Here is a 26,481-nt window from a genome sequence, read left to right on the forward strand (position 1 = left end):
CTTAAGCGCCACTTAACGCCGGACGAAGACACCTCTGAGTTGCATAATGCGCGGCCTCACTGGGCCGTCAATACCGCGAGAAAGAAACCATCGCCGCTTGGGCCCGGCAACCACAGGTGGCAATCGGTCCGCACCCAACCGGGGTTTCGGGCAAGAAACGCCTCCACCTGTGCGCGGTTCTCGCCCTCGAGGACCGAACAGGTCGCATAGGCCAGCCGCCCGCCCGGGGCCACGAGCTGGGCCGCGGTCTCGAGGATGCGGGCCTGCAGAGCCTCGAGCCCGGCAAGACCTTCGGGATCGAGCCGCCACTTGGCCTCGGGATCGCGCCGCCAGGACCCGCTTCCGGAACATGGCGCATCGCAGAGCACGATATCGAAAGGGCCCTCGGCCGCAGGATCGTCCACGATCCTGACATCTGCCTGCGCGCGCGCCGCACGCGCAGGCAGATCGCGCATGCGCCGCGGATGCGCGTCATGCGCCCAGACCGGCGCCCGCGCCAGCGCGGCGAGCGCCAGCGTCTTCCCCCCGCCTCCGGCGCAGTAATCGAGCACCCGCCCCCCCGCGCGCGGCGCAAGCCGCGCGACCACGGCCTGGCTGGCCGCGTCCTGAAGCTCCACCAGCCCGTCGAGATAGGCCCGGCTGCGCGCGACAAGACGCGCGCCTTCCGTGACCTCGAGGGCGGTCTCGACGGTCTCGACGGGGCGCGCGCAAATCCCCTCTCCGGCGAGCGCGGCCACGGCGCCCGCGCGGTCCGTCCGCAGCAGGTTCACGCGCAGATGCACCGGCGCCCGGTCGCGAAGCGCGCGCGCCGCGCCATCCGCGTCTGTCCCGAGCGAGGCCTCGAACCGGTCCCAGAGCCAATCGGGCAAATCGCGCGCGGCCGCCCCCTCGGGCGGGTTGCCGGCGGTTCGCTCGGCCTCCGACAGGGGAGGCGGCGCGTGGCCGACACCCGTGAAGACGCTGTCCGGATCCTCGCCCGCGTCCCGCAACCGTCCCAGCATCAGCCCGCGCCCGGTGTCCGCCCCGCCCCGCGCGGCATAGGACCGCCGCCTGCGCAGCGCGTCGAAGACGAGATCGCGAAGCGCCCGGCGATCCTTCGATCCGGCAAAGCGCGAGCGCCGCGCCCAGCCCGAAAGCGCCGGCTCGGCCGGTGCGCCCGCGAGGATCTCGTCGAGGACCTCGGCGGCGGCCGCGACCCGCGCCGCGGGCGTCACACGCCGCCCCCGCGCCTGCGCTCAGCCAAGGCGGTAGTTCGGGCTTTCGCGGGTGATCTGCACGTCGTGCACGTGGCTTTCCTTGAGCCCCGCGCCCGTGATCCGCACGAACCGGCAGCCGCGGCGCATCTCGGGCACCGTGCCGCAACCGGTGTAGCCCATCGCCGCGCGCAGCCCGCCCACGAGCTGGTAGACCACCGAGGAGGCCGGGCCCTTGTAGGGCACCTGCCCCTCGATGCCCTCGGGCACCAGCTTGTCCGACGCTGCGTCCTTCTGGAAATACCGGTCGGCGGAGCCGTGCGCCATGGCCCCAAGGCTTCCCATCCCGCGATACGACTTGAAGCTCCGGCCCTGGTAGAGGATCACCTCGCCCGGGCTTTCGTCGGTGCCCGCGAGGATCGAGCCCACCATCGCGCAGGACGCCCCGGCCGCGATCGCCTTGGCGAGATCGCCCGAGAACTTTATGCCGCCATCGGCGATCACCGGCACGTCCCCCGCCGCGGCGGCGCAGTCCATCACGGCGGTGAACTGCGGCATGCCGACGCCGGCGACCACGCGCGTCGTGCAGATCGAGCCGGGCCCGATGCCCACCTTTACCGCATCCGCGCCCGCGTCGATGAGGGCGCGGGTGGCCTCGGCGGTCGCGACGTTGCCCGCGACCACCTGCACCTCGTTCGACAGCCGCTTGACCCGCGTGACCGCTTCGGCGACGGCGGCGGAATGGCCGTGGGCGGTGTCGATCACGATCAGGTCGCAGCCCGCGTCGATCAACGCCTCGGACCGCTCGAAGCCCGCATCGCCCACCGTGGTGGCCGCCGCGCAGCGCAGCCGGCCCAGCCCGTCTTTGCAGGCCGTGGGGTTCAGGACCGCCTGCTCGGTGTCCTTGAGCGTCAGAAGGCCGGTCAGCCTGCCCGACGCGTCTGTCACCAGCAGCTTCTCGATCCGCCGCGCCTTCATGAGGCTCTTGGCCTCCTCGCGGTCCGCGGGCTCCCGCAGGATGGCGAGGTTCTCTGAGGTCATCATCACCCGCACGGGCGTGTCGTCGTCGGTGGCGAAGCGCATGTCGCGGTTGGTGACGATGCCGACGACATGGCCCCGCTCGTCCACGACGGGAAAGCCGGTGACGCGGTAACGTTCCTGCAGCGCCTTCGCATCGGCGAGCGTCTGGTCGGGGCGCAGGGTGATCGGGTTGTAGACGATGCCGGACTCGAAGCGCTTCACGCGACGCACCTCCCGCGCCTGCACCTCCACGTCGAGGTTGCGGTGGATGACGCCCATGCCGCCCGCCTGGGCCATGGTGATCGCCATCTGGCTTTCGGTCACCGTGTCCATCGCCGAGCTGAGCAGCGGGATGTTGAGCGCGATCGCCTTCGTGACATGCGTGGCCGTGCTTGCCTCGCCCGGCAGCACCGAAGAGGCGCCCGGTACAAGCAGCACGTCGTCGAAGGTAAGCGCCTCGCGAATCTCCATGTCCGTCCTGTCCTCGGCTGGGATCGTTTGGCGCTTCCCTATTGCATGGATGGCGGGGAGGCGAAAGACCGATTCCGGCTGGACGGGCCGCCGGTCGGGCGGCAGGCTACGGGTGACGTGGAACGGGGGTCCGAATGGCCGGACATGGTTACGAGACGGGGCGGCTCGACCTGCCCTTCACCGGTATCGCGAGCTTCGGCAAGCGCGAGATCCAGACCGACTGGGGCGCGATCGCGGCCGACGCCGCGATTTTAGGCGCGCCCTTCGATGCAGGCACCCAGTGGCGCGCGGGGGCGCGGTTCGGGCCGAGGGCGGTGCGCGACGCCTCCACGCTTTTCAGCTTCGGCCACGCCGGCGCCTACGACCACGAGGACGACGCGACCTACCTGCCCGCCTCTGTGCGCATCGCGGATATCGGCGACGCCGATATCGTCCATACCGACACCAAGAAGAGCCACGCCAACATCGAGGCGGGCGTGCGCGCGATCCTCGACGCGGGCGCGCTGCCGGTGGTGATCGGCGGCGATCACTCGGTGAACATCCCATGCATCCGCGCCTTCGCGGGGTGCGGCGACATCCACGTCCTCCAGATCGACGCGCATCTCGATTTCGTGGACGAGCGCCACGGCGTGCGCCACGGCCACGGCAACCCGATGCGCCGCGCCGCCGAGCAAACGCATGTCACCGGACTGACGCAGCTCGGCATCCGCAACGTGAGTTCCACCGCGCGCGAGGGCTACGAGGATGCCCGCCGCATGGGCTCGGACATCCTGTCGGTCCGGCAAGCGCGCCGCCTCGGCGCCAAGGCGCTGGCCGAAAGGCTGCCCGAAGGCGCGCGGATCTACGTCACCATCGACATCGACGCCTTCTGCCCCTCGATCGCGCCCGGGACCGGCACGCCCAGCCATGGCGGCTTTCTCTACTACGAGGTGCTGGAGCTTCTTCAGGAGGTCGCGCGGCGTCACGAGGTTGCGGGCCTCGACCTCGTCGAGGTCGCGCCCGACTACGACCCGTCGGGCTCCACCCAGATCCTCGCCGCCCAGCTTCTCCTGAACTTTCTCGGCTTCATCTTCCACGCTCGCGGCGCGCGCTGAGACGAGGACCGCGGGCGGGGCGGGGCGGCACGGCCCCGTCCCGCATCGCTCGCGCTTCGCGCCGTCCAGGGGAACGGACACGGCGCGCGGGATCGCCATCGGGACCGGCCTCCGGGGGCCGGCCGCCCCGGGCGCGGCGTGGCGCGTCAGCCCCGGCCGCGGATCGAAAGATGACGCGGCCATGCAAGATTCTGCCGGTTGCGGGCCGACACGCGGCCTTCGACGTCCTATGTTCTGGCGGCGCATCGAAATGAGCGAGGTCCACACAGCATGAGTACCGATCCCCTCGTCGTCTTCACGCCTTCGGGCAAGCGGGGGCGCTTTCCGGCGGGCACGCCCGTCCTGACCGCGGCGCGCCAGCTCGGCGTCGATCTCGACTCTGTCTGCGGCGGGCGGGGCATCTGTTCCAAGTGCCAGGTGACGCCCGCCTACGGCGAATTCTCCAAGCACGGCGTCACGGTGCGCGAGGGCGCGCTTTCGGAGTGGAACGCGGTCGAGGCGCGTTACGACAGCAAGCGCGGGCTGAAGCCGGGCCGGCGCCTGGGATGCCAGGCACAGATCCTGGGCGACGTGGTGATCGACGTGCCGGCCGAAAGCCAGGTCCATCGGCAGATCGTGCGCAAGTCCGCCGCCGTGCGCGCGATCGAGATGGACCCGGCCACGCGGCTTCACCTCGTCGTGGTGGACGAGCCCGACATGCACGAGCCGACCGGCGACCTGGAGCGCGTGGCGCGCGCCCTCAAGGCGCAATGGGACGTGGAGGACATCGCCGCGGACCCGACCCTGCTTGCGAAATTGCAACCCGTTCTGCGGAAAGGCGGCTGGCAGATCACCGTGGCCTTGCACAAATCCCACAAGGAGGCGGTTCCGCGCATCCTGGAGGTCTGGCCGGGCCTGCACGAGGGCGGGCTTTACGGCCTCGCCATAGATCTCGGCTCCACGACCATCGCCGCGCATCTCACCGACCTCGACACCGGCGAGGTCAAGGCGTCCTCGGGGATCATGAACCCGCAGATCCGCTTCGGCGAGGACCTGATGAGCCGGGTGAGCTACGCCATGATGAACGAGAACGGCGCGGCCGAGATGACCCGCGCGGTGCGGGAGGCCATTGACGCGCTCGCCGTCGAGATCGCCCGCGAGGCGGAGATCGACCCCGCGCTCATCGTGGAGACGGTCTTCGTCTGCAACCCGGTGATGCACCACCTTTTGCTCGGCATCGACCCGGTGGAGCTCGGCCAGGCGCCCTTCGCGCTGGCGACCTCGGATTCGATCGCGATGGACGCGCGCGATCTCGGTCTCTGCGCCATCAACCCGCGCGCGCGCAGTTACATCCTGCCCTGCATCGCCGGGCATGTGGGGGCCGATGCGGCCGCTGTGGCTCTTTCCGAAGAACCCGGCAAATCCGAGGACTTGGCGCTCATCGTGGATGTGGGCACGAACGCCGAGATCCTGCTCGGCGACCGCTCGCGGGTGCTGGCCTGCTCCTCGCCCACCGGCCCAGCCTTCGAGGGCGCGCAGATCAGTTCGGGCCAGCGCGCCGCGCCGGGCGCCATCGAGGCGATCCGCATCGACCCCGAGACGAAGGAGCCGCGCTTCCGCGTCATCGGCTGCGATCTCTGGTCCGACGAGGACGGCTTTGCCGACGCCATCGCCGAGACCGGGATCACCGGCATCTGCGGCTCGGGCATCATCGAGGCGGTGGCGGAACTGCGCATGGCCGGGATCATGGACGCGGGCGGGCTCATCGGCTCGGCTGCGCAGACCGGCACGGCACGCTGCTTCGCGGAGGGGCGGACCCACGCCTATCTCGTCCACGACGCCAGCGCCGAGGGCGGGCCGCGCATCGCGGTCACCCAGGGCGACATCCGGGCCATCCAGCTTGCCAAATCGGCGCTTTACGCGGGCGCGCGCCTGCTCATGGACGAGCGCGGGGTGGACAAGGTGGACCGCGTGGTGCTCGCCGGGGCCTTCGGCGCGCACATCTCCCCCAAGCACGCCATGGTGCTCGGCATGATCCCCGACGTGCCGCTCGACAAGGTGACCTCCGCCGGTAACGCCGCCGGCACCGGGGCGCGCATCGCGCTTTGCAACGCCGGCGCGCGGGCCGAGATCGAGCGCACGGTGCGGCGCATCACCAAGGTGGAGACCGCGATCGAGCCCCGCTTCCAGGAGCATTTCGTGGCCGCCAACGCCATTCCGCACGCGACCGATCCGTTTCCGGAACTCTCTCGCATCGTGCCGCTGCCGCAGGTCAGTTTCAACACGGGCGGCGGGGAGGACGACGGCGGGCGCCGGCGACGGCGCCGGCGGGCCTGACGCCCCGCACGGGGCCTTGACCGGCCGCGGGGCACGCTGCTAGATAACCGCTCTGGGCCGGGCGGGTATGATGTAATGGTAGCCTGTCAGCTTCCCAAGCTGAACGCGCGGGTTCGATTCCCGCTACCCGCTCCAAGGCCGGCCCCGGATCCTTCCCGAGACATCACGGAAATCGGGCCCGCGTGCCAAGACATGCCGCGTCGGCGACCCCCGCGCGCCAAGGGTGTGCAGCGGGTCTTTGGCCCTCCGTTCGCGCAATGACCGGATGGGGCGCGGCCGTCGCAGGCATCGCCGCGCGCGCCTCAGACCTCGGCGCGCAGCCGCGTGCGCAGCGCCGCGATCCGCTCGGCCACGCCGGGCGTGGGCGGGCCCTCGCGCGGCGCGTCCCGAAGAGTGGTGAACCAGTGCTCCGGCGGGTTGCGGCCCAGCCGGTGCGTCCAGCGCAGCCCGCGAAGCACCTCTTCGGCCGCAGGCGGCAAACGCTCGGGGATCTCGTGGCCCGCGAGCGTGGCCCAGACACTGGTCCAGGCGCGCCCGACCGACCAGGGGTTGTAGCCGCCGCCCCCGAGCACGATCAGCCGCGGCGCGAGCGGGCGAAGCGCGCGCACGGCGGCCAGATGCGCGTTGTTGGACCAGGCGAGGCGCGACAGCGGATCCTCCGTCACCGCGTCCGCGCCGCATTGCAGCACGATCGCGTCGGGCCGGTGCCGCGCGACGGCGGGCAGAATCAGTTCGTCGAGCGCCCGCGCGGCATCGCCGTCATGGGCGCCGCGCGGCAATGGCAGGTTGAGGGCGACACCGCCCGCGTGATCCGCGAGCGCGCCGGTGAAAGGCCAGCGCCGTTCCTCGTGGGTGGACAGGAGCAACATGCCCTCGGCGCCCGCGAATGCCGCCTCCACCCCGTCGGCATGGTGGGCGTCGATGTCCACATAGGCGAGCCGCCCGAGGCCCAGCGCGCGCAGGCGCGTCAGCGCCAGCACCGGGTCGTTGAGGTAGCAGAACCCGGCAGCCCGATCCGCCATGCCGTGATGCGTGCCCCCGCCGGGATTGTGGACGACCCCGCCGCCCGCCACGAGCTCCGCCGCGAGGAGCGAGCCGCCCGCGGCGGTGGCCGGCCGCCGGAACATCTCGGGGAAGACCGGGTTGGACGGGGTGCCGAGCCCGTGACGCGCGCGGGTCGCCGCATCGACCGACTGGGTTTCCTCGGCGCGGGCGAGCGCGGCGATATAGGCGGGCGTGTGGAAGGCAGCGAGCGCCGCGGGCCGGGCGCGCGGGCTCTGCCGGAACTGTCCGGGCGCGATCCAGCCCAGCCGGCGCGCCAGGTCGGTGACGGTGGGCACGCGGGGCACCCGCAGGGGGTGATCCGGCCCGTAGCTCGAGCCGCGGTAGATTTCCGAACCTATGAAGAGGGGCATGTCCATACCGGGCATTCTAGCGTCCGCGCCGGCCGCGGCGAGCGCGGCCCGCCATCGCAGGGCGGAGCGTCCGGTGGCGCGCGGCGCGGGCACGCGGCGGGGAAGGGCCCCTACCCTTCGGCCTTCTCCGCAAGCTCCAGCCATTCCTCCTCGGCCGCGGAAAGCTTTTCCTGCCGCGTGGCGAGCGCCTCTGTCGCCTTGGCGAACTTGACCGGATCGCGCGCGTAAAGCTCGGGGTCGGAGAGAAGCCCCTCCAGCCTGCCGATCTCGGCCTCGAGTCGCGCGATCTCGTCGGGCAGCGACTCCAGCCGGTGCTTCTGGGTGAAGGACAGCTTCGCCGCGGCGGCCGCGCCACCCTCTTGAGGTTTCCCGCCGGACTTCTTCGGTTTGCCCTTCGCCTTCTGGCCACCCCCCTCGGGCGCGAAGGGATCCCCGCCGCTCTGGGACAGGTAGTCCGACCAGCCCCCGGCATAGACGGGGGCGTGGCCGTCGCCTTCCATCGCGACCGTCACCGTCGCCACGCGGTCGAGGAAATCCCGGTCGTGGCTGACGACCAGAACCGTGCCGTCATAGGCGTCGAGCAGTTCCTGCAAGAGATCGAGCGTCTCCACGTCGAGGTCGTTCGTCGGCTCGTCGAGCACGAGCAGGTTCGATTCCCGCGCCATGAGCCTGGCCAGCAGAAGCCGCGCGCGCTCGCCCCCCGACAGCGCACGGACCGGAGCGCGCGCCTGCCGCTCGTCGAACAGGAAGTCCTTGAGATAGCCCACGACGTGGCGCGGCTGACCGCGCACGATGATCTGGTCGGCCTGTCCCGACACCCGCATCTCGGGATCGCCGGTCAGGTTCTCCCAGAGCGAGGCGTCCCAGTCGAGCCGCGCCCGCGCCTGGTCGAAGATGGCCGGCACGAGGTTCGTGCCGTGCCGAACACGCCCCCGATCCGGCGGCACCTCGCCCATGAGCATCTTCAGAAGCGTCGTCTTGCCCACGCCGTTCGGACCCACGAACGCCACCCGGTCGCCGCGCAGGATGCGAAGCGAGAAGTCGCTGAGGATGGTCTTGCCGTCGTAGGATTTCGCGATGCCTTCGGCCTCGATCACGCGCCGCCCCGAGGCCGGCCCCGATTCGAGCGCCATGGCCGCCGCGCCCTGCCGGCGTATCATCGACGCGCGCTCTTCGCGCAGGGATTTCAACGCGCGCAGCCGGCCCTGGTTGCGCTTGCGCCGCGCGCTGATGCCTTCCACCGCCCAGCGCCCCTCGGCACGGATCTTGCGGTCCATCTTGTGGCGCGCCTGGTCCTCCTCCTCCCAGACCTTGTCGCGCCAGGCCTCGAAGCCGCCGAAGCCGACCTCTGCCCGGCGCACCTGCCCGCGGTCGATCCAGAGCGTCGCGCGCGTCAGCGCATCGAGGAAGGCGCGGTCGTGGCTGATGACGACGAAGGCCTTGCGCGTGGCCGAAAGCTGTGCCTCGAGCCAGCGGATCGCCGCGATGTCGAGGTGGTTCGTCGGCTCGTCGAGAAGCATGAGCTCGGGATCCTCGGCCATCAGCCGAGCGAGCGCGGCGCGGCGCCGCTCTCCGCCCGACGCGGCCGCGACCTCGCGGGCGGGATCGAAAGCAAGGCCCTCGGCGGCCTGCTCCACGCGGTACTCCTCTCCCGGTTCCAGGCTGGCCGCGGCGAAGTCGCCGAGCGTGGCGAACCCCGCCATCTCGGGCTCCTGTTCCATGTAGCCCACACTCACGCCCGGAGGCACGACCCGCGCACCGGCATCGGGCTCCACCAGGCCGGCCATGACCTTCAGCAGCGTCGACTTTCCCGATCCGTTGCGCCCGACGAGGGCGAGCCGGTCGCCGGGATGCACCACGAGATCGAGATCCGCGAAGAGGGGCTCCCCCCCGAAACCGAGGGAGATGCCCGAAAGTTGCAGAAGCGGAGCCTTCACCATGACGCGCAGCTAAGCGCGGCGCGCGCGAAGGTCAACGTGGATGGCTACTGCGCGACGGCGCGAAGAAGCCGCTTGCGCGCGGGCGGGATCGCGCCGATCTCGAGCCCTGTGAAGACGTGCAGCGTGTTCATGTGGTCGTCCACGACCGCGTGGTCGCTCACCCATCCCCCCATCAGCAGGTAGCTTCTGAGAAGCGGCGGCATCCGCAGCATGGCCTGGCGCGTGTCGGGCTTGCACCGCGCAAGGCGCTGCGCGAAGCGGAAGACGTTGGGCGCCTTCACCCTGGGCAGCCAGCGCTTCGGTGCGAGGTGCCGCTCCTTCAGCATGGCGAAGGCGTCGAGGTAGCGTGCGGCGTCGGTGCCCGGGAAGGAGGCGCAGCCGAACAGAAGATCCACGCCCGTCTCGTCGACATACCGCGTCAGCGCCCCCCAGGCCACGCGCAGGATGTCCGGGTCCTGGATGTCGGGATGGATGCAGAAGCGTCCCATTTCCGCAAGGCGCCCCTCATACACCTCGAGCGCCGAAAGCTCATAGAACTGCGCGGAGTAGCTGCGCGATATCTCGCACCCGCCGTGAAGCGGCAGGATGCGGAAACAGCAGACCAGCCTGCCCCCCCGCGCCTCCTCGACGAGAAAGTGCGTGCAGCGCCCGTCGAAGTCGTCCGCATCGAGGCCGCCGCCATCGGCACGATGGCGCGCGAAGGCAAGATGGCGCAGGCGTTGCGCGGCGCGCAGGTCTTCGACGCCTTCGGCGATCCGGGCGCGGTAGCGCCCTTTGCTCAACCCGATCATGGTATGGCCCCGTGCGCGGTAACCTGCAGGAAGAGGCTACGAAGCCCGTCCCTGACAGACAAGCATGACGGCGGCGTGACGCAAGGGCGCCGCTGCGCGTCAGTCGATGAAATCTTCCGCCGAGAACGCGCCGATGCGGCGCAGGAGCTGGCGCAGGAAGCCCACGCTGCTGCCGGTCTCGGTGACGCGGCGAGAGAGCGTGACCACGCGCCCCTGCTCGAGGCCGAAGCGCTCGATGTTGCGCACCGTTCCGGTGTCGTCGAAGCTGATCGCGAGCACCTCGCGGCTGACTTCCTCGGGCGCGCGCCACGCGAAGCGGCGGACGCGGCTTTCGACGTAATAGAAGCCGCTCACATCCGTGAGGCCGGCGGTGCTGGGCGTGCCGATGGTCTCGGACACCGTGTCGCGCGTGTCCAGGCCGACGACGATCGCGTCGAGGTCTTCCTGTGGCGGAATATAGCCGTGCGTGCGATACTGAGCACTGCAAGCGGACAGGCCGGACAGCACCGCGATCGCGAGGGCGGCTCTCAGCCCGAAACTCCTAAGCCTCATTGCGGCCCTCTTGTCTTGCCTGTCCACGGCTTCTATCCCGCATAGCGAAGGATGAAAAGCCGTTCAAGCCAGGGGAGCACGCGCACCCATGACCGACCCCTCCCGGCCGTCAGACCCGTCGCCCCGGATCCTGCGCCTTGCAGAACTGCCGCAGGACGCGCCCACCGCATTCGCGCTCGAACCCGATGCCGGGACACGCGCGGCGCTTGCCGAGACGCTCGGGATAGACGCGATCCGAAAGCTGCGCTTCACGGGCACCCTCGCGCCGGAGGGCCGGAGCGACTGGCACCTCGAGGGCGTGCTCGGCGCGACGGTGGTGCAGCCCTGCGTCGTCACGCTCGCGCCCGTCGCAACGCGAATCGACACCACGGTGACGCGCCGCTATCTCGCGGGCTTCGACATGCCCGAAACCGTGGCCGAGGTGGAGATGCCCGAGGACGTCACCTCCGAGCCCCTGCCGGAGCGCGTGGACCTGATGGCGGTGATGACGGAGGCGCTGGCCCTCTCGCTGCCGGACTATCCCCGCGCCCCAGGCGTGGAGCTCGGCACGGCGCAGGCGGCGCCGCCCGGCGTCGCGCCGCTTTCGGACGAGGAGCTGAAACCCTTCGCGGGCTTGCAGGGCCTGCGCGACAAGCTGCGCCGCGACTCCTGAAAGGACCGCCTCTCGCGCGGCCCGAGAAATGCCTTGCGCGGCGCGGGATTCGCTGTATTTTCGCGCCTTCATCCGGATTTGGGGTTGCCCTCCGGGCGCGATCACGGCTAAGCGCCGGCTCACGCCAATTGCGCGCGCCCCGCGCGGGCTTCCACCGCGCCGACCGACACATAGAGAAAGCCGAGGTCTGTCATGGCCGTTCAACAGAACAAAGTTTCGAAGTCGCGCCGCAACAACCGCCGCGCGCACGACGCGCTGGTAGCGGTGAATCCCAACGAGTGCCCGAACTGCGGCGAGCTGAAGCGCCCGCACCACGTCTGCGCGTCCTGCGGCCACTATGCCGACCGCGAGGTGGTCGTGATGGCGGACGAGATCGACCTGGACGAGGACGCCGCCTGAGGCACACTGCGCGGGCCCCCGGATGAGCGAACGCGAGCATCATCGGCGCGGGGGCGCTTCCTCCACGGTCATCAGCGTTGACGCCATGGGCGGCGACCGCGGCCCAGCGGCAGTTGTCGCAGGCCTTGCAAGGTCGGCCACCAAGAACCCGGACATCCGGTTCATCCTGCACGGCCCGAAGGACGAGCTCGAGCGGCTCGTCGCCAAGCGCCGGCTCTCCGACATCTGCGAGATCCGCGACGCCCGAGGGGTCGTGCGGATGCAGGACAAACCGAGCCAGGTGATGCGCCAGGGCAAGGGCACCTCGATGTGGTCGACCATCGAGGCCGTCCGGGACGGAGAGGCCTCCGTGGCGGTGAGCTGCGGCAACACCGGGGCGCTCATGGCGCTTTCGATGGTGCGCCTGCGCAAGATCGAGGGCGTCAACCGGCCCGCCATCGCGGTGCTCTGGCCCTCGCGGAACCCGCAGGGCTTCAACGTGATGCTGGACGTGGGCGCGGATGTCCGCGCCGATGCCCGCGATCTGCTGCAATACGCGTTGATGGGATCGTCCTACGCGCGCAACGGGCTCGGGATCGCGCACCCGCGGGTCGGGCTGCTGAACGTGGGCACCGAAGAGCACAAGGGGCGGTCCGAACTCCGGGAAGCGCATGAACTCATCGCCGCCAACGCGCAAGCGGCCAGTTTCGAGTTCGTTGGCTTCGTGGAGGGCGGTGACATTCCCGGCAAGCGCGCAGACGTGATCGTGACGGACGGGTTCACCGGCAACGTCGCGATCAAGACCGGCGAAGGCACCGCGCACCTCATCGGCGACCTGCTGCGCGAAGCGTTCCGATTTTCGCCGCTGTCGCGCATCGCGTCGGTTCTGGCCTACACGTCGCTTCGGCGGCTGCAGAAGAGGATCGATCCACGCCGCGTCAACGGCGGGGTGTTTCTGGGGTTGAACGGCACGGTGGTGAAATCGCACGGTTCGGCCGACGCGACCGGCGTGTCGGCGGCGGTGAAGCTGGCCTTCCAGCTGGCGCAATCGGGCTTCTCGGACCGGCTCGCGGCGCGGGTGGCCTCGGCCAGCCCGACCGCGCCGGCCCAGCCCGCGCAGGACAGGAACGGAACACACGGATGACGACACGCGCGATCGTCAGGGGCGTCGGGCACTACCTGCCCGAACGGGTGGTCGAGAACGCCTGGTTCGAGAGCTTTCTCGACACGAGCGACGAGTGGATACGCTCCCGCTCGGGGATCGAGCGCCGGCATTTCGCGGCCGAGGGGCAGACCACCTCCGAGCTTGCCGCCCACGCCGCGCGCGCCGCGCTCGAGGATGCGGGCCTTGCCGCCTCCGAGATCGACGCGATCATCGTCGCCACCTCGACGGCGGACTTCACCTTCCCCTCCGCCGCCACGATGGTGCAGGCCGAACTCGGCATGACGACGGGCTTCGCCTTCGATGTGCAGGCCGTCTGCGCGGGGTTCGTGTTCGCGCTTGCGAACGCCAACGCGCTCATCGTCTCGGGGCAGGCCCGGCGCATCCTCGTGATCGGGGCCGAGACCTTCTCGCGGCTCATGGACTGGGAAGACCGGTCGACATGCGTGCTTTTCGGAGACGGGGCGGGCGCGCTCGTGCTCGAGGCGGCGGAAGGCACGGGCCAGCCGGAAGACCGCGGGATCCTCGCATCCGACCTGCATTCCGACGGACGTTTCCGCGAGATCCTGCACGTCGATGGCGGCGTCTCCACCGGTCGGACGGGGCATCTGCGCATGCTCGGCAAGGAGGTCTTTCGCCACGCGATCGAAAAGCTGGCCGACACCGCGCACCGGGCAATGGACAAGGCGGGCGTGAACTCTTCGGACGTGGACTGGGTGGTGCCGCACCAGGCCAACATCCGCATCATCCAGGGCACCGCCAAGAAGATGCAGCTGCCGATGGACAACGTGGTCGTCACCGTCCAGGACCACGGCAATACCTCGGCCGCGTCGATCCCCCTCGCCCTCTCCGTCGGCCGCGAGCGCGGCCAGATCCGCGAGGGCGATCTCGTCATCACCGAGGCGATCGGCGGCGGCCTTGCATGGGGTGCCGTGGTGCTGCGCTGGTAGGCGGATGACTGCCGCTTCTGCACTGCCGCACAAGCTGTTGATATTGACTCGGAAATTTTCCTGCCCCTAAGGTCAATCCGTTAACGGTTGGAGGGACGGCATGAGCCAGCGCACACTCACCCGAATGGATCTGAGCGAAGCCGTCTTCCGCGAGGTGGGGTTGTCGCGCAACGAATCGGCCCAGCTCGTCGAAAGCGTGCTCGATCACATGTCCGACGCGCTCGTGCGGGGTGAGCAGGTGAAGATCTCTTCCTTCGGAACCTTCTCGGTGCGCGACAAGGCCGCCCGGGTCGGCCGGAACCCCAAGACCGGCGAGGAGGTGCCGATCCTGCCGCGGCGGGTCCTGACCTTCCGGCCCTCGCACCTGATGAAGGATCGCGTGGCGGCCGGAAACCGCCGCTGAGGACGCCCCCGATGGCCACCAAATCGCCCGACGCGTTCCGCACGATCAGCGAGGTGGCCGAGTGGCTGGAAACGCCGGCCCACGTGCTGCGGTTCTGGGAAAGCAAGTTCTCGCAGGTGAAGCCGGTGAAACGTGCCGGCGGGCGGCGCTATTACCGTCCGTCCGACATGGCGCTGATCGGCGGCATCAAGACCCTGCTGCACGACGAGGGCATGACCATCAAGGGCGTTCAGAAGCTCTTGCGCGAGCAGGGCGTAAAGCACGTGACGAGCTTCTCCCCGCCGCTGGCCGGTGAGGCGCCCGAGCGGGAGCCGGAAGAGGTGCATGTCCTGCCGTTCCAGCCCCGGCGGGCGGGCCGCACGCGCGGCCCGGTGGAGGACGCCGAGGAATTGCCGCTCTTCCCGCCGGAGGAGGAAACCGCGAGGGCGTCCCCGACGACCGACGCGGCAGACGACGTGCCCGCCCGGGCGCGCAAGGCGGAAGAGACGGCGCCCGCGGCCGTGGCGGAGGAAGAGGAGGCCTCCGCCGCGGCCGCGCCGCAGGGCGCCACGCCGCCGCCCGGCGACGCAACGCACCCGCCCCTTGCGCCGCCGCCGCGCGACAGCGGCGTTCCGTCCTTCCTGCGCCCGCGCGCCACGGCCACCGGGACCGATGCACCGGCGGCGCGCGACGCGCCTTTCGCGGACGGGCCCGGAACAGCCGACGCGTCACCGGCGATACGGGCCGTAACCACGCCACCCGACCCGGCGGACGACGCGCTTCCCGCCGCAGCGGGCCTCCTGTCCCGCCTCGCCAAGATTCATTGGCTCCCCGGCACGCAAACCGAGGCCGCGGCCGCGATCGCGTCCGAGTTGCGAACTCTCGCCGCGCGCCGCGCCGATGCGGCCCGGCCCTGATCCCGGGATCGCGACTCCGTGGCAATTCACCCTTGCTCTCGCGCAGGAAACAGGTATGAACCCGCCCTGTTCGGGCTATGGCGCAGTCTGGTAGCGCGTCCGTCTGGGGGACGGAAGGTCGCAGGTTCAAGTCCTGCTAGCCCGACCAATTTCCCCCTTTGCAACCGGAAACCCGGTTCGATCCAGGAAGGGTCCGCATGACCGGCGTGATGCCCTGCCAGGCCATTCGCGCGATGATCGCCGAGGGTGCGATCGCCACGGACCGGCCCATCACCGACACGCAGGTCCAGCCGGCGAGCCTCGATCTGAGGCTGGGGCGGCGAGCATGGCGTGTGCGCGCCTCCTTCCTCGCCGGTGCCGGGCGACCGGTGGCCGCGCGGCTCGATCGCTTCACCATGCACGAGATCGACCTGTCGGCGGGCGCCGTGCTCGAGAAGGGCTGCGTCTATGTCGCCGAGATCGAGGAACGGCTCGCCCTGCCCCCGGGCGTCAGCGCCGTCGCGAACGCGAAAAGCTCTACCGGGCGGCTCGACCTTCTCACCCGCGCGATCACCGACGGCGGCACCGAGTTCGACCGCATTCCCGACGGCTACGCCGGCCCGCTTTACGCCGAGATCTGCCCGCGCTCCTTCTCGGTGCTGGTGCGGCCCGGCATGACGCTGAACCAGATCCGGTTCCGCGAAGGCCATGCCGTGCTCGACGACACGGCGCTGCGCGCGCTTCACGCCGAAAACCCGCTGGTGTCGGGCGAGGCGGTCATCTCCGAGGGGCTCGGCTTCTCGGTGGATCTGCGGCCCGCGCAGGGCACGCTCGCGGGCTGGCGCGCCAAGCCCCACACCGGGCTCATCGACCTCGACCGGATCGGCCACTACGCCCCCGCCGACTACTGGGAGGAGGTGCACGCCGAGGACGGGCAGATCGTCCTCGATCCCGGCGCCTTCTATATCCTGGTGAGCCGCGAGGCGGTGCATATCCCGCCCGGCTACGCCGCGGAGATGGCGCCCTATCTCGCCATGGTGGGTGAGTTCAGGGTGCATTACGCGGGTTTCTTCGACCCGGGCTTCGGGCACGACGCGGCGGGCGGCACGGGCGCGCGCGGCGTGCTGGAGGTGCGCTGCCACGAGGCGCCCTTCGCGCTGGAGCATGGCCAGGTGGTCGGGCGGCTCGTCTACGAGCGCATGGCCACGCCGCCGGACCGGCTTTACGGCGCGGGCATCGCGTCGAACTACCAGGGCCAGGGCCTCAAGCTGTCCAAGCACTTCCGGGCCGCCTGACGGGCGCCCGCGGCAGCCTCCTCAGAAACGGCCGATACGCCGCGCGAGGCGCATGGAGCGCTTGAGATGACCTGCGCGCTTCCGGTCCGACCGTGGCGCCGGACGCTGCGCGCCGCTGTCCTCGGACCCGCGTCCGGAGCCTTTCGACATCTTGTCGATTCCGGCGTCGAGCCCCTTGTTGACGGCCTTGCGCATGACCATGCGCACCAGCATGCTGAAGAGCCGGTCAGGGTTCATCGCTGCCTCCCGAGTTTCCTGAGATTTTCCTTTGCATCCGATCTAGCCCGCAATCTTGCCGTTTTCAGGGCTTTCCGGCCGAGACGCGCCGGTCTGGCTATTCCTCGAACATCTCGCCCTGGCCGGGATCGCCCGCATCGTCCTCCTCCTCGGCCTCCGCCTCGCCCGCGCCCGGCAGCGGGCGGCTGTCCAGAAGGCCCGCGGCGCGCAGTTCCGCAAGCCCCGGCAGATCGCGCGCGGATTCGAGGCCGAAATGGTCGAGAAACGTCTCGGTCACGACGAAGGTCACCGGGCGCCCGGGGCTCATCCGTCGCCGGCCGAAACGGATCCACTCGAGCTCGAGCAGCTGGTCCACCGTCCCGCGCGAGACCGAGACGCCGCGGATTTCCTCGATCTCGGCCCGGGTGACGGGCTGGTGATAGGCGATGATCGCGAGCGTCTCGATCGCCGCGCGCGAAAGCTTGCGGGTCTCGACCGTCTCGGTCTGCATCAGGAAGCCCAGATCGGGCGCGGTGCGAAAGGCCCACGCGTCGCCCACCCGCACGAGGCGAACGCCCCGCCCCTCGTAGCGCCGGCGCAGGTGCTGAAGCGCCTCGGCCGGGTCGGAGCCCTTGGGCATGCGCTCGGCCAGATCGCGCGCCGAGACGGGCTCGGCCGAGGCGAAGAGCATCGCCTCGACCATGCGCTCCTGCTCGCCCATGGGCGGCGCATCGAAGAGGACGGGCTCCTCCTCGCCGTCGCCGTCTGCCGCGCGCGTGTCGTCACTCATCGCGCGCGGCCCTCCGGCGAAGCTGAATGGGCGCGAAGGCTTCCGATTGACGCAGCTCGATGCGCCCCTCCCGGGCCAGTTCCAGCGTCGCGGCGAAGGTCGCCGCCGTGGCGGAGCGGCGCCGCCCCGGATCCTCGCGCCAGCCCTCCGGCAGGTAGGCGGAAATGTCGGTCCAGGTCCCGGCGAACCCGATCATCCCGCGCAGCCGGTCGAGCGCCTCTTCCATGGTGTAGACCGCCTCGCGGTCGAAGGCGTAGGGGCGGAACTCCTCGCGGGTGCGGATGCGGGCATAGGCCTGCATGAGATCGAGCAGCGTCGCGGTGTAGCGCACGCGCCGGACCCGCTCCACCTCTTCGGGCAGGCCGCGCGCGAACACGTCGCGGCCCAGCCTGTCGCGGCCCATGAGCCGCGCCGCGACCTCGCGCATGGCCTGCAGCCGTTCGAGCTGGAACGCCAGATGCGCCGCCATCTCCTCGCCCGAGGGGCCTTCTTCCGCCGGGTCGGGCGGAAGCAGGAGGCGCGACTTGAGAAAGGCGAGCCAGGCCGCCATCACGAGGTAGTCGGCGGCGAGTTCGATGCGCAGCGCGCGCGCCTCCTCGACGAAGGCAAGGTACTGCTGCGCAAGCTCCAGCACGGAAATCCGGCGCAGGTCCACCTTCTGACCGCGCGCCAGCGACAGCAGCACGTCGAGCGGCCCCTCGTAGCCCTCGACATCCACGATCAGCGCCTCGGCGGCAAGCCGCGCCTCGACGCCCCCCTCCTCGTGACCGCTGCCTTCATCCATCGCCGAACCCTCCGGGCACGGCACCGAGCTTCGCCTCGAGCGCCCGAATGTCAACCGGCGCGTCGGCGGCCCGGCGCAGCGCGAGCGCCCTGGCGCCGCGCGCGCGGGCGGCCTCGCCCATCGTGCCCGCGGCCTCGGCCACCGCCTCCATCTCGCGCAGCGCGCCGTTGCAATGCAGGACCACGTCGCACCCGGCCGCGATCGCGTCCGCCGCGCGGCGGGCGACCGACCCTTCGAGCGCCTGCATCGAGATGTCGTCCGTCATCAGAAGCCCGCCGAACCCGATCTCCTCGCGGATGAGGCGGATCACCGCGGGCGAGGTCGTGGCGGGACGCTCGTCGAGGTCGGCGAAGACCACATGCGCCGTCATGCCGAGCGGCAGATCGGCAAGCGCGGCGAAGGGCGCGAAATCCGTTTCGCGCAGCGTGCAGGCAGGTTCTTGCACCCGGGGCAGCGCGAGGTGGCTGTCGGCCTCTGCGCGGCCATGACCGGGGATGTGCTTCAAAACCGGCAGCACCCCGCCCGCGAAGAGCCCCTCGGCCACGGCGCGGGCATTCGCGGCGACCTCCTGCGCCGTCGTGCCGTAACAGCGATCCCGCAGGAACGGATGGGTCCGGGGCGTGGCGATGTCGGCAAGCGGCGCGCAGTTCACGTCGATGCCGAGCGACTGCAACTCGGCCGCGATCAGACGGTACCGCAGCCGCATCATGTCGGCCGCCCTGCCGCGCGCGGCACGCACCGCGTCGAGCGGCGGCGGCAGGCGGCGGCCCACACCTTGGGGCAGCCGCGACACGCGCCCGCCCTCTTCGTCGATGAGAATCGGCGCCGCGCGGCCCACGGCATCGCGCAAGGCCGCGGTAAGGCCGCGGATCTGCTCCGGGCTTTCGCAGTTGCGCGCGAACAGGATGAATCCGAACGGGTCGGCCTCTCTGAAGAAGCGCGCCTCGGCCGGCGCAAGGTGCGGCCCCGCGCAGCCGAAGATCGCCGCGCCGCGGCCGACCGGTGGAGTCACCGGGTGACCACGGGGATGCAGTCGGCGTTCGCGGCCATCAGCGCCGCGCAGAACCGCCGCGCGTCGGCAAGATCCTCGAAGCCCATCGCGCGGAGGCGATAGAAGATCCGCCCACCGCTTTCGGCGCGTTGCACGACCCGGGTCTTGCCGGCGAGATAGGGCTCGAACCGCCCGGCGATCCGGCCCCATTCGGCGCGGGCCACCTCGGCGCTCTCGAACGCGCCGAGCTGCACGAGGCGCGTGCCCACGGGCAGCTCCGCGGGATCGGCCTCCGGCACCTCGGCGCGCGCGGGGGCGACCCGGCCGGCGCCGGATAGTGCCGCGAGATCGAGGTTTTCAGGCCGCAGGCGCGGGCGCACCGACCGCGCCGGAACGCCCGGAACCGCCTCGACCTGCGCACCGGTCTCGTCCTGCGCCTCGGCGGCCGGGGCCGTGCCGGGCGCATCGGCCACGACGGCGGCCACCACCGCATCCACCGCGGCGCTCACCGCCTCGTCGCGCGAGGGCGCCGGCGTTTCCACGCGTAGCGCGGCCGGAACCGCTGTGACGCGCGCAAGCTCCCGCTTGGTGCCCACCGGAAGATCCGGCCTGTCCTCGGCGTTCAACCGGGTCGCAAGATCGCGCAGCGCCGCGCTTGGCGCGCCCATGCCTGCCGCGAATCCCGGTCGCAAGTCGTCGGCGGGCTCCGGCGCCGACGCGGCGGCGAGGGCGCCGAGGGCGAGGTCGTCCTCGGCCAGCGCGACGGGCGTCGGCGCGAGGCGCAGTTCCTCGGGCGGCGGTTCGGCCGTGCCGCTCGCGGCGACGGCGTTGACGGACAACCCCTGATGGGCCGCGGCCTGGCCGCCGGGCTCGGCGGGCGAGACGCGCATCGGCCCCTCGGCGGCGCGCACCACGGGCACGCCGCTCACGTCGCGCATCACGAGTTTCGTGCCCCAGACGCCCGCACCGCCCAGAAGGGTCAGCGACACCAGCGCCGCCACGACCTGCGCGGCCCCGCCGATCCTGGGCGCCGCCTCCGGCGCGAGGGCATCGTTTTCGGAGGTGGACTCACCAAGGGCGGGCGACGAGGCGCCCGCGTGCATCTGCTGATAGCTCATGTCTGCCTCGCTTGCCCGACGATGCGTGCCGCCGGGTTCTGTTCGTTCCGCCTCTGCCCGGGCGGCCGCGCGGCTTTCTACCGCATCTCCTCGACCGGGCGCACCCCAAGGATACCCAGACCCGCCGCGATGACAACGGCCGTGGCGCGCACGAGCGCCAGTTTCGCTTGACTCGTGGCAGAATCGCCCTCCTGCAGGAAGCGCAGCGCGGGCTCGTCGTTGCCGCGGTTCCACAGGCTGTGCAACTCGCTCGCCAGATCGTAGAGGTAGAAGGCCACGCGGTGCGGCTCGTAGCCCCGGGCGGCGATCTCCACGAGACGCGGCCACTCGGCGATCTTGCGCGCCAGCGCAAGCTCCGCCTCGTGATCGAGGCGCGACAGATCGGCCCGCGCGAGCGTGGCGTCATCCGCCTCGATCCCGGCCTCCGCCGCCTTGCGCAGGACCGAGCACACCCGCGCATGGGCGTATTGCACGTAGAAGACAGGGTTTTCCTTCGACTGCTCCAGCACCTTGTCGAAATCGAAATCGAGCGGCGCGTCGTTCTTGCGCGTCAGCATCACGAAGCGCGTGACGTCGGCGCCCACCTCCTCGACCACGTCGCGCAGCGTCACGAAGGTGCCCGCGCGCTTGGACATCTTGAAGGGCTCGCCGCGCTTGTAAAGTTTCACGAGCTGCATGAGCTTCACGTCGAGCGGGACGCGGCCGTCCGACAGCGCCGAGACGGCGGCCTTCATCCGCTTGACGTAGCCGCCGTGATCGGCGCCGAACACGTCGATCAGCCGGTCGAAGCCGCGCTCGATCTTGTCGTAATGATAGGCGATGTCGGGGGCGAAATAGGTCCAGCTGCCGTCGGATTTCATGACCGGGCGGTCCACGTCGTCCCCGTGCGCGGTGGAGCGGAAGAGCGTCTGCTCGCGCGGCTCCCAGTCCTCGGGCGTCTTGCCCTTGGGCGGCTCCAGCACGCCCTCGTAGATCAGCCCCTTGCTCCGCAGCGCGTCGAGCGCCGCCTCGATCCGCCCGGTGCCGTAGAGCGACTTTTCCGAGAAGAAGACGTCCATCCGAACGCCGAGCGCATCGAGGTCGGCGCGGATCAACTCCATCATGCGCTCGGTCGCGAAGGCGCGCACGGGGGCAAGCCATGTCTCCTCGGGCGTGCCGACATAGGCGTCGCCCACCTCGGCCTTCAGCGCCTCGCCGACCGGGACGAGGTAATCGCCAGGATAGGTGCCGTCCTCGAAGGCGACCTCGTGGCCATGGGCCTCGAGATAGCGCAGGTAGACCGAGCGGGCGAGCGTATCGACCTGCGCGCCCCCGTCGTTGATGTAGTATTCGCGCGTCACCTCGTAGCCCGCGTAATCGAGAAGCGAGGCGAGCGCGTCGCCGAATACAGCGCCGCGGGTGTGGCCCACATGCAGCGGCCCGGTGGGGTTGGCCGAGACGTATTCCACGTTCACCCGCTCGCCCGCGCCCAGTTCCGAGCGGCCGAACCCGTTGCCGGCCGCGAGCACGCGGCGCACGACCTCCTGCCAGACGGAGGGCGACAGGCGCAGGTTGATGAAGCCCGGCCCGGCCACCTCTGCCATGGCGATGCGCGGATCGGCGGCCAGCCGCTCGGCGAGCGCAGCGGCGATATCGCGCGGCTTCGCGCCGGCGGGCTTGGCGAGGACCATCGCCGCGTTGGTGGCCATGTCGCCATGGGCGGGATCGCGCGGCGGCTCCACCGTCACGGCCGCAAGGTCGAGACCGTCGGGCAACGCCCCGTCGGCCACCATGGCGCCCAGCGCCCCGGTCACGGTGTCACGGAGTTCGGAAAACAGGTTCATCGGCGTCCCTCTCGCTCGGCGGGCGGTGTAGCATGCAGGGTGGGCGCGTCAACGCCGCGCGACCGTCACGCCGGGCGCGCGGCGGGCGCCCGACGCCCGCGCCCCGCGACGGCACCGCCGGCCGGGATCCCCATGACGTGCGGGCTAGCGCAGGCCCGGGCGCAGGTCCGCCATGTCCTGCCCACCCAGCAGCCGGGCATGGCTTTGCAGCGCGAAGCGGTCCGTCATGCCGGCGATGTAGTCGGCCACGATGCGCGCGAGCGTCGTCTCGTCGGCGGCGGCCGCCACGTCCGCCTGCCAGCGCCGGGGCAGGAGCTCGGGCCGGGCCAGGTAGAGGGGGAAGAGATCCTGCACCACCCGCGTGGCCTGCGCGCGCGTCTCGACGACTTCCGGCGCGCGGTACATCCGTTCGAAGAGAAAGGCCCGGATCTGCCCGAGATCCGCGAAAAGCCCGTCGGAAAAGCGCACCACCATGTGCCCGGCCTGCCGCACCGCGTCCACGTCCGCGGGCTCGAGCGCGTCCAGCGCGGCGCGGGTGGTGGCGATCACATCCTCGACCATGACGCCGAAGAAGCGCCGCAGCGCCTCGTGGCGCCGCCGGTAGGGCTCGAGCCCCGGCCACGCCCGGTCCACCTCCGCGAAGCAGTCGGCCAGCACCGGCAGCGCCGCGATCTCCTCCAGCGTGAAGAGATCGGCGCGCAGCCCGTCGTGCAGGTCGTGGCTGTTGTAGGCCACGTCGTCCGCCAGCGCCGCCACCTGCGCCTCCGCGCTGGCATGGGTGTCGAGTTCCAGATCGTGGACGGCGTCGTATTCGGCGAGCGCGTAAGGGATCGCGCCCGTCACGGGCCCGTTGTGCTTGGCAAGGCCCTCCAGCGTCTCCCAGGTCAGGTTGAGCCCGTCGAAGGCGGCGTAATGGCGCTCCAGACGCGTGACGATACGGATCGCCTGCGCGTTGTGGTCGAACCCGCCATAGGGCTGCATCAGCGCGTCGAGCGCGTCCTCGCCGGTGTGGCCGAAGGGCGTGTGGCCAAGATCGTGGGCAAGCGCCACCGCCTCGGTCAGCGCCGGGTCGAGGTCGAGCGTACCGGCGATGGTGCGCGCCACCTGCGCCACTTCGAGCGAATGCGTCAGACGGGTTCGGAAATAGTCCCCCTCATGCTCGATGAAGACCTGTGTCTTGTGCTTGAGCCTGCGAAAGGCCGAGGCATGGATGATCCGGTCCCGGTCGCGCTGAAAGCAGGAGCGGAATGCGCTTTCCGGCTCTGGCACGAGCCGTCCACGGCTCCTCGCCGGGTCGGACGCGTATCGGGCGCGCATGGGTCCCCTCCTTGTCGCATGTCCCGCGACCTCATATATTTGAAGCAATCGAGGAACTGAACCGTCGCAACGAGGCCCAGATGCAACTTCCTCCGAAAGTGACAGAACGCGCCTTCGCGCGACTGGCCGAGATCGGCGCCTCCCGCGAGGGTCAGGCGCTGCGCGTGGCCGTCGAGGGTGGTGGCTGCTCGGGCTTCCAGTACGACATCCGCCTCGACTCGCCCGCCGAGGACGACCTCGTGCTGGAGGGCGGGGGCGAGAAGGTGGTGGTCGATTCGGTGTCCCTGCCCTTTCTCGAGAACGCGGTGATCGACTTCACCGAGGAACTGATCGGCGCGCGGTTCACCATCGAGAACCCCAACGCCTCGAGTTCCTGCGGCTGCGGCACCTCCTTTTCCATGTAGCGCCGTGTCACAGCCGGCGCGTCACCCGGAACGCCCCCTCCGCGAAGGTGACGGCCCAGCGGCGGGCGGGGATCGCGGTGCCCGCAGCGGTAAAATGAGGCGCAAGGTCCAGCACCTCGCCCGCGATCTCGCCCGGCACTTCCACACCGTCCGAAAATCGCACCATGCAGCCGCCCTCTGGCGGACCCTCGACCCGCCCCCGCGCGCCCGGAAAGAGATGCGTTCGCGCCGTCGTCAGGATCGTGGCCATCCGCCTTCCCTTTTCGCGCCTTGTCGCGGCCTATAGGTCCGGACCACGGCCCCGGACGCCTGCACGACGCCGGCCCGGGGCCAAACTCACTCCATCTGCGCGGCCGGGCTCGCACGCGGCCAGCAGAATGGCAGCGCATGACGCGCGAGGAAAGGGCCGCAGAAGCCCCGTGCGGCCCGGCGCCGGGCCGATGTCTCGGGGGCGGGCACGCACGCTCGCGGCGGCGCCGCTCTTCCCCGCCTTGCGCCCGGACCGGCGAACCGGCTAGCTGGGGCGAGGCCAAGAGGAGCGCGCCGATGAAGATCGCCACCTTCAACATCAACGGGATCAAGGCCCGGCACCAGGCGCTCTGCGACTGGCTGGACGAGGACCGCCCCGACGTGGTGCTTCTGCAAGAGATCAAGTCGCTCGACGAGACCTTCCCGGCCGAGCTTTTCGAGGAGCGCGGCTATACCGTCGAGACCCATGGCCAGAAAGGCTTCAACGGGGTGGCGATCCTTTCGCGGCTGCCGCTCGAGGACGTCTGGCGCGGGCTGCCGGGCGACGATGACGACACGCAGGCCCGCTGGATCGAGGCCACGGTGATGGCCGATGTTCCCGTGCGCGTGGCCGGGCTCTACCTGCCCAACGGCAACCCCGCGCCGGGGCCGAAATACGACTACAAGCTGGCCTGGATGGCCCGTATGCGCACACGCGCGCAAGAGCTCTTGGCGCTGGAAGAGCCCGTGGTGCTTGCCGGTGATTACAACGTCATCCCCCAGGACGAGGACGCGGCCAATCCCGAGGCCTGGCGCGAGGACGCGCTGGCGCTGCCGGAAAGCCGGGCGGCGTTTCGCCGCATCCTTCACATGGGCTACACCGAGGCCGTCCGCGCGCGGGTTCAGGGCCCGGGCCACTACAGTTTCTGGGACTACCAGGGCAACGCCTGGGCGCGGAACAACGGGATCCGCATCGATCACCTGCTGCTCTCTCCCGAGGCCGCCGATCGCATGACCGGCACGGGCATCGAGGCCGCGCTGCGCGGGCGCGAGAAACCCTCCGATCACGTGCCGGTCTGGATCGAACTGTCCGTCTGAGCCGGGAACGCGAACCGCACCCGGTCACGCCTCGGCGGTGACGTCGTGCCCGTAAAGCCAGTCGAACCCCGCCAGCATCGCGCCGGGCGCGAACCGCCCGCCGAGCCCCAGCGCGGCATGGGCAAGCCCGCGCACCGGGCCGGGCCGCAGGTGGTAGCGCCGGGCATTGCGCTCCGCCGCGCCGACCACACGCTCGGCACGGGCGCGGCGCCGCCGCTGGTAGGCCGCGAGCCCGGAGGCGCGATCCTCGGCGCGGTCAAGCGCGTCGGCCAGGACCCACGCATCCTCGAGCGCGAGATTGGCGCCCTGCGCGAGGAACGGCAGCGTCGGATGCGCCGCATCGCCCAGGATCGCAACGGACCGGCCATGCCAGCGTTCGGCCACCGGATGCCGGAAGAGACCCCAGACATGCACCTTGTCCAGCGCGCCGAGGATCGCCGGCACGTCCCCGCCGAAGCCCGCGAAGGCCGCGCGCAGGTTCGCAGGGTCGTCCGCGTGGGTCCAGCCCTCCTCGGCCCAGCGGCTGCGCTCTTCCACCGCCACAAGGTTGAGGGTGCGCCCGTCGCGCAGCGGATAGACCACCATGTGCCGTCCCGGCCCCATGAGCACCCGGGCCTCCGCAGGCTGGCCGATGACGTTGGGCAGAAGCGCGCGCCACGCGACCTGGCCGGTGAAGCGCGCGGGCGGCGCCGATCCCAGCGCGTGGCGCGCGCGGGAGTGCAGACCGTCCGCGCCGAGCACCAGATCCGCCCTGTGCTCCGCGCCGTTCTCGAAGACGATCCGCGCGCGCGGGCCGTCCTCCACCGTCGCGACCCGTTGCAGAAGCCGGACCCGGACGCCCGCGGCGCGGGCCGCGGCGGCGAGCAAATCGACGAGATCCGCGCGGTGGACGAAATGGTACCCCTGCTCCCGCCCGAGGCGCGCGAGGTCGAGGCGCAGAACCTCGCCGCCGTCCTCGCCGCGCCGAAGGCTCACCGCCTGGGCGCGGGGCGCGCGCGCCGCGAGCTCCGCCTCGAGGCCGAGCGCGCGCAGCACGCGAAGCCCGTTGGGACTGATCTGCAATCCGGCACCCACCTCCGCGATCTCGGGGGCCTGCTCGAACAGGGTGACGGAGGCGCCGCGCCGGCCGAGCGCAAGCGCGGCGGCAAGCCCCGCGATGCCGCCGCCCACCACGGAAATCTCAAGCGCGTCGAGCTGCATCTCTC

The 26,481-nt window shown here is 70.9% G+C and carries 26 protein-coding genes and 2 tRNA genes; 13 read left to right on the forward strand and 15 right to left on the reverse strand.

The window, feature by feature from the left end:
- Nucleotides 1–56: 56 nt before the first annotated feature.
- Nucleotides 57–1,214, reverse strand: a complete 1,158-nt coding sequence (locus tag AB6A66_RS00870; RefSeq protein WP_371054409.1) for an RsmB/NOP family class I SAM-dependent RNA methyltransferase — start codon at nt 1,212–1,214, stop codon at nt 57–59.
- A 21-nt stretch (nt 1,215–1,235) separates the two neighbouring features.
- Nucleotides 1,236–2,684, reverse strand: a complete 1,449-nt coding sequence (gene guaB / locus AB6A66_RS00875) for an IMP dehydrogenase (RefSeq protein WP_371037726.1) — start codon at nt 2,682–2,684, stop codon at nt 1,236–1,238.
- 134 nt (nt 2,685–2,818) lie between these two features.
- On the opposite strand from guaB, the gene speB reads away from it, so the two are divergent.
- From speB to AB6A66_RS00890, 3 genes are all read left to right on the forward strand, one after another.
- On the forward strand, nt 2,819–3,778 hold the full coding sequence (gene speB / locus AB6A66_RS00880) for an agmatinase (protein ID WP_371054410.1): 960 nt from the start codon (nt 2,819–2,821) through the stop codon (nt 3,776–3,778).
- A 270-nt stretch (nt 3,779–4,048) separates the two neighbouring features.
- A complete protein-coding gene (locus AB6A66_RS00885) occupies nt 4,049–6,094 on the forward strand; it encodes an ASKHA domain-containing protein (RefSeq protein WP_371054411.1) in 2,046 nt (681 codons plus the stop codon).
- A 61-nt stretch (nt 6,095–6,155) separates the two neighbouring features.
- Nucleotides 6,156–6,229: transfer RNA gene (locus AB6A66_RS00890), tRNA-Gly, on the forward strand.
- Between the two features lie 167 nt (nt 6,230–6,396).
- Here AB6A66_RS00890 and AB6A66_RS00895 read toward each other — a convergent pair.
- The 4 genes from AB6A66_RS00895 to AB6A66_RS00910 form a co-directional block, all read right to left on the reverse strand.
- Nucleotides 6,397–7,515: an acetoin utilization protein AcuC gene (locus AB6A66_RS00895; RefSeq protein WP_371054656.1), complete on the reverse strand. Its 1,119-nt coding sequence runs from the start codon at nt 7,513–7,515 to the stop codon at nt 6,397–6,399.
- 104 nt (nt 7,516–7,619) lie between these two features.
- Nucleotides 7,620–9,449 (reverse strand): ABC-F family ATP-binding cassette domain-containing protein, encoded by a 1,830-nt coding sequence (locus tag AB6A66_RS00900; RefSeq protein ID WP_371054412.1) that lies wholly within the window; start codon nt 9,447–9,449, stop codon nt 7,620–7,622.
- Nucleotides 9,450–9,493: 44 nt separating this feature from the next.
- Nucleotides 9,494–10,240, reverse strand: coding sequence for a GNAT family N-acetyltransferase (locus AB6A66_RS00905; RefSeq protein WP_371054413.1), 747 nt, complete (start codon nt 10,238–10,240; stop codon nt 9,494–9,496).
- A 99-nt stretch (nt 10,241–10,339) separates the two neighbouring features.
- Nucleotides 10,340–10,792 (reverse strand): outer membrane protein assembly factor BamE, encoded by a 453-nt coding sequence (locus AB6A66_RS00910; protein WP_371054414.1) that lies wholly within the window; start codon nt 10,790–10,792, stop codon nt 10,340–10,342.
- An 88-nt stretch (nt 10,793–10,880) separates the two neighbouring features.
- Between AB6A66_RS00910 and AB6A66_RS00915 the strand changes: the two genes are divergently transcribed.
- The 8 genes from AB6A66_RS00915 (at nt 10,881) to AB6A66_RS00950 (ending at nt 16,507) form a co-directional block, all read left to right on the forward strand.
- The gene (locus tag AB6A66_RS00915; protein WP_371037732.1) at nt 10,881–11,444 is read left to right on the forward strand and encodes a DUF177 domain-containing protein; all 564 of its coding nucleotides are present in this window, start codon (nt 10,881–10,883) and stop codon (nt 11,442–11,444) included.
- A gap of 192 nt (nt 11,445–11,636) precedes the next feature.
- Nucleotides 11,637–11,843, forward strand: coding sequence for a 50S ribosomal protein L32 (gene rpmF, locus AB6A66_RS00920; RefSeq protein WP_371037733.1), 207 nt, complete (start codon nt 11,637–11,639; stop codon nt 11,841–11,843).
- Between the two features lie 22 nt (nt 11,844–11,865).
- Nucleotides 11,866–12,966: a phosphate acyltransferase PlsX gene (gene plsX / locus AB6A66_RS00925; protein WP_371054415.1), complete on the forward strand. Its 1,101-nt coding sequence runs from the start codon at nt 11,866–11,868 to the stop codon at nt 12,964–12,966.
- Entirely contained in the window at nt 12,963–13,934 is a 972-nt protein-coding gene (locus AB6A66_RS00930) for a beta-ketoacyl-ACP synthase III (protein WP_371054416.1), read from the forward strand. Before plsX ends, AB6A66_RS00930 begins: the two co-directional genes overlap by 4 nt.
- A 100-nt stretch (nt 13,935–14,034) precedes the next feature.
- Entirely contained in the window at nt 14,035–14,337 is a 303-nt protein-coding gene (gene ihfA / locus AB6A66_RS00935; RefSeq protein WP_371037736.1) for an integration host factor subunit alpha, read from the forward strand.
- A gap of 11 nt (nt 14,338–14,348) precedes the next feature.
- Nucleotides 14,349–15,233, forward strand: a complete 885-nt coding sequence (locus AB6A66_RS00940) for a MerR family transcriptional regulator (protein WP_371054417.1) — start codon at nt 14,349–14,351, stop codon at nt 15,231–15,233.
- 71 nt (nt 15,234–15,304) lie between these two features.
- A tRNA-Pro gene (locus tag AB6A66_RS00945) sits at nt 15,305–15,381 on the forward strand.
- 49 nt (nt 15,382–15,430) lie between these two features.
- Nucleotides 15,431–16,507 (forward strand): 2'-deoxycytidine 5'-triphosphate deaminase, encoded by a 1,077-nt coding sequence (locus AB6A66_RS00950; RefSeq protein ID WP_371054418.1) that lies wholly within the window; start codon nt 15,431–15,433, stop codon nt 16,505–16,507.
- Between the two features lie 21 nt (nt 16,508–16,528).
- Here the strand turns inward: AB6A66_RS00950 and AB6A66_RS00955 are convergent, their stop codons facing one another.
- The 7 genes from AB6A66_RS00955 to AB6A66_RS00985 form a co-directional block, all read right to left on the reverse strand.
- On the reverse strand, nt 16,529–16,744 hold the full coding sequence (locus tag AB6A66_RS00955; RefSeq protein ID WP_371054419.1) for a hypothetical protein: 216 nt from the start codon (nt 16,742–16,744) through the stop codon (nt 16,529–16,531).
- A 97-nt stretch (nt 16,745–16,841) separates the two neighbouring features.
- A complete protein-coding gene (gene scpB / locus AB6A66_RS00960) occupies nt 16,842–17,513 on the reverse strand; it encodes an SMC-Scp complex subunit ScpB (protein WP_371037740.1) in 672 nt (223 codons plus the stop codon).
- Nucleotides 17,506–18,297, reverse strand: a complete 792-nt coding sequence (locus AB6A66_RS00965; protein WP_371037741.1) for a ScpA family protein — start codon at nt 18,295–18,297, stop codon at nt 17,506–17,508. Before AB6A66_RS00965 ends, scpB begins: the two co-directional genes overlap by 8 nt.
- Nucleotides 18,290–19,309 carry a glycoside hydrolase family 3 N-terminal domain-containing protein gene (locus AB6A66_RS00970; RefSeq protein ID WP_371037742.1) on the reverse strand — a complete coding sequence of 340 codons (1,020 nt, stop codon included), beginning with the start codon at nt 19,307–19,309 and terminating at the stop codon, nt 18,290–18,292. Before AB6A66_RS00970 ends, AB6A66_RS00965 begins: the two co-directional genes overlap by 8 nt.
- The gene (locus AB6A66_RS00975; protein ID WP_371054420.1) at nt 19,306–20,406 is read right to left on the reverse strand and encodes an SPOR domain-containing protein; all 1,101 of its coding nucleotides are present in this window, start codon (nt 20,404–20,406) and stop codon (nt 19,306–19,308) included. The genes AB6A66_RS00970 and AB6A66_RS00975 overlap by 4 nt, the downstream gene beginning before the upstream one ends.
- Before the next feature lie 77 nt (nt 20,407–20,483).
- On the reverse strand, nt 20,484–22,229 hold the full coding sequence (gene argS / locus AB6A66_RS00980; protein ID WP_371054421.1) for an arginine--tRNA ligase: 1,746 nt from the start codon (nt 22,227–22,229) through the stop codon (nt 20,484–20,486).
- A 144-nt stretch (nt 22,230–22,373) separates the two neighbouring features.
- Nucleotides 22,374–23,546 (reverse strand): deoxyguanosinetriphosphate triphosphohydrolase, encoded by a 1,173-nt coding sequence (locus AB6A66_RS00985; protein ID WP_371054422.1) that lies wholly within the window; start codon nt 23,544–23,546, stop codon nt 22,374–22,376.
- 80 nt (nt 23,547–23,626) lie between these two features.
- On the opposite strand from AB6A66_RS00985, the gene AB6A66_RS00990 reads away from it, so the two are divergent.
- Nucleotides 23,627–23,950 (forward strand): HesB/IscA family protein, encoded by a 324-nt coding sequence (locus AB6A66_RS00990; protein ID WP_371037746.1) that lies wholly within the window; start codon nt 23,627–23,629, stop codon nt 23,948–23,950.
- Between the two features lie 7 nt (nt 23,951–23,957).
- Here AB6A66_RS00990 and AB6A66_RS00995 read toward each other — a convergent pair whose 3' ends face one another.
- On the reverse strand, nt 23,958–24,200 hold the full coding sequence (locus AB6A66_RS00995; protein WP_371054423.1) for a hypothetical protein: 243 nt from the start codon (nt 24,198–24,200) through the stop codon (nt 23,958–23,960).
- A gap of 296 nt (nt 24,201–24,496) precedes the next feature.
- On the opposite strand from AB6A66_RS00995, the gene xth reads away from it, so the two are divergent.
- Nucleotides 24,497–25,276, forward strand: coding sequence for an exodeoxyribonuclease III (gene xth / locus AB6A66_RS01000; protein ID WP_371054424.1), 780 nt, complete (start codon nt 24,497–24,499; stop codon nt 25,274–25,276).
- Between the two features lie 24 nt (nt 25,277–25,300).
- On the opposite strand, the gene AB6A66_RS01005 is transcribed toward xth, so the two are convergent.
- Nucleotides 25,301–26,476, reverse strand: coding sequence for an FAD-dependent oxidoreductase (locus AB6A66_RS01005; RefSeq protein WP_371054425.1), 1,176 nt, complete (start codon nt 26,474–26,476; stop codon nt 25,301–25,303).
- Nucleotides 26,477–26,481: the final 5 nt, after the last annotated feature.

Origin of the sequence: Rhodosalinus sp. K401, from assembly GCF_041365735.1 — a bacterium.
In the GTDB taxonomy this organism is placed as follows: Bacteria; Pseudomonadota; Alphaproteobacteria; order Rhodobacterales; family Rhodobacteraceae; genus Rhodosalinus.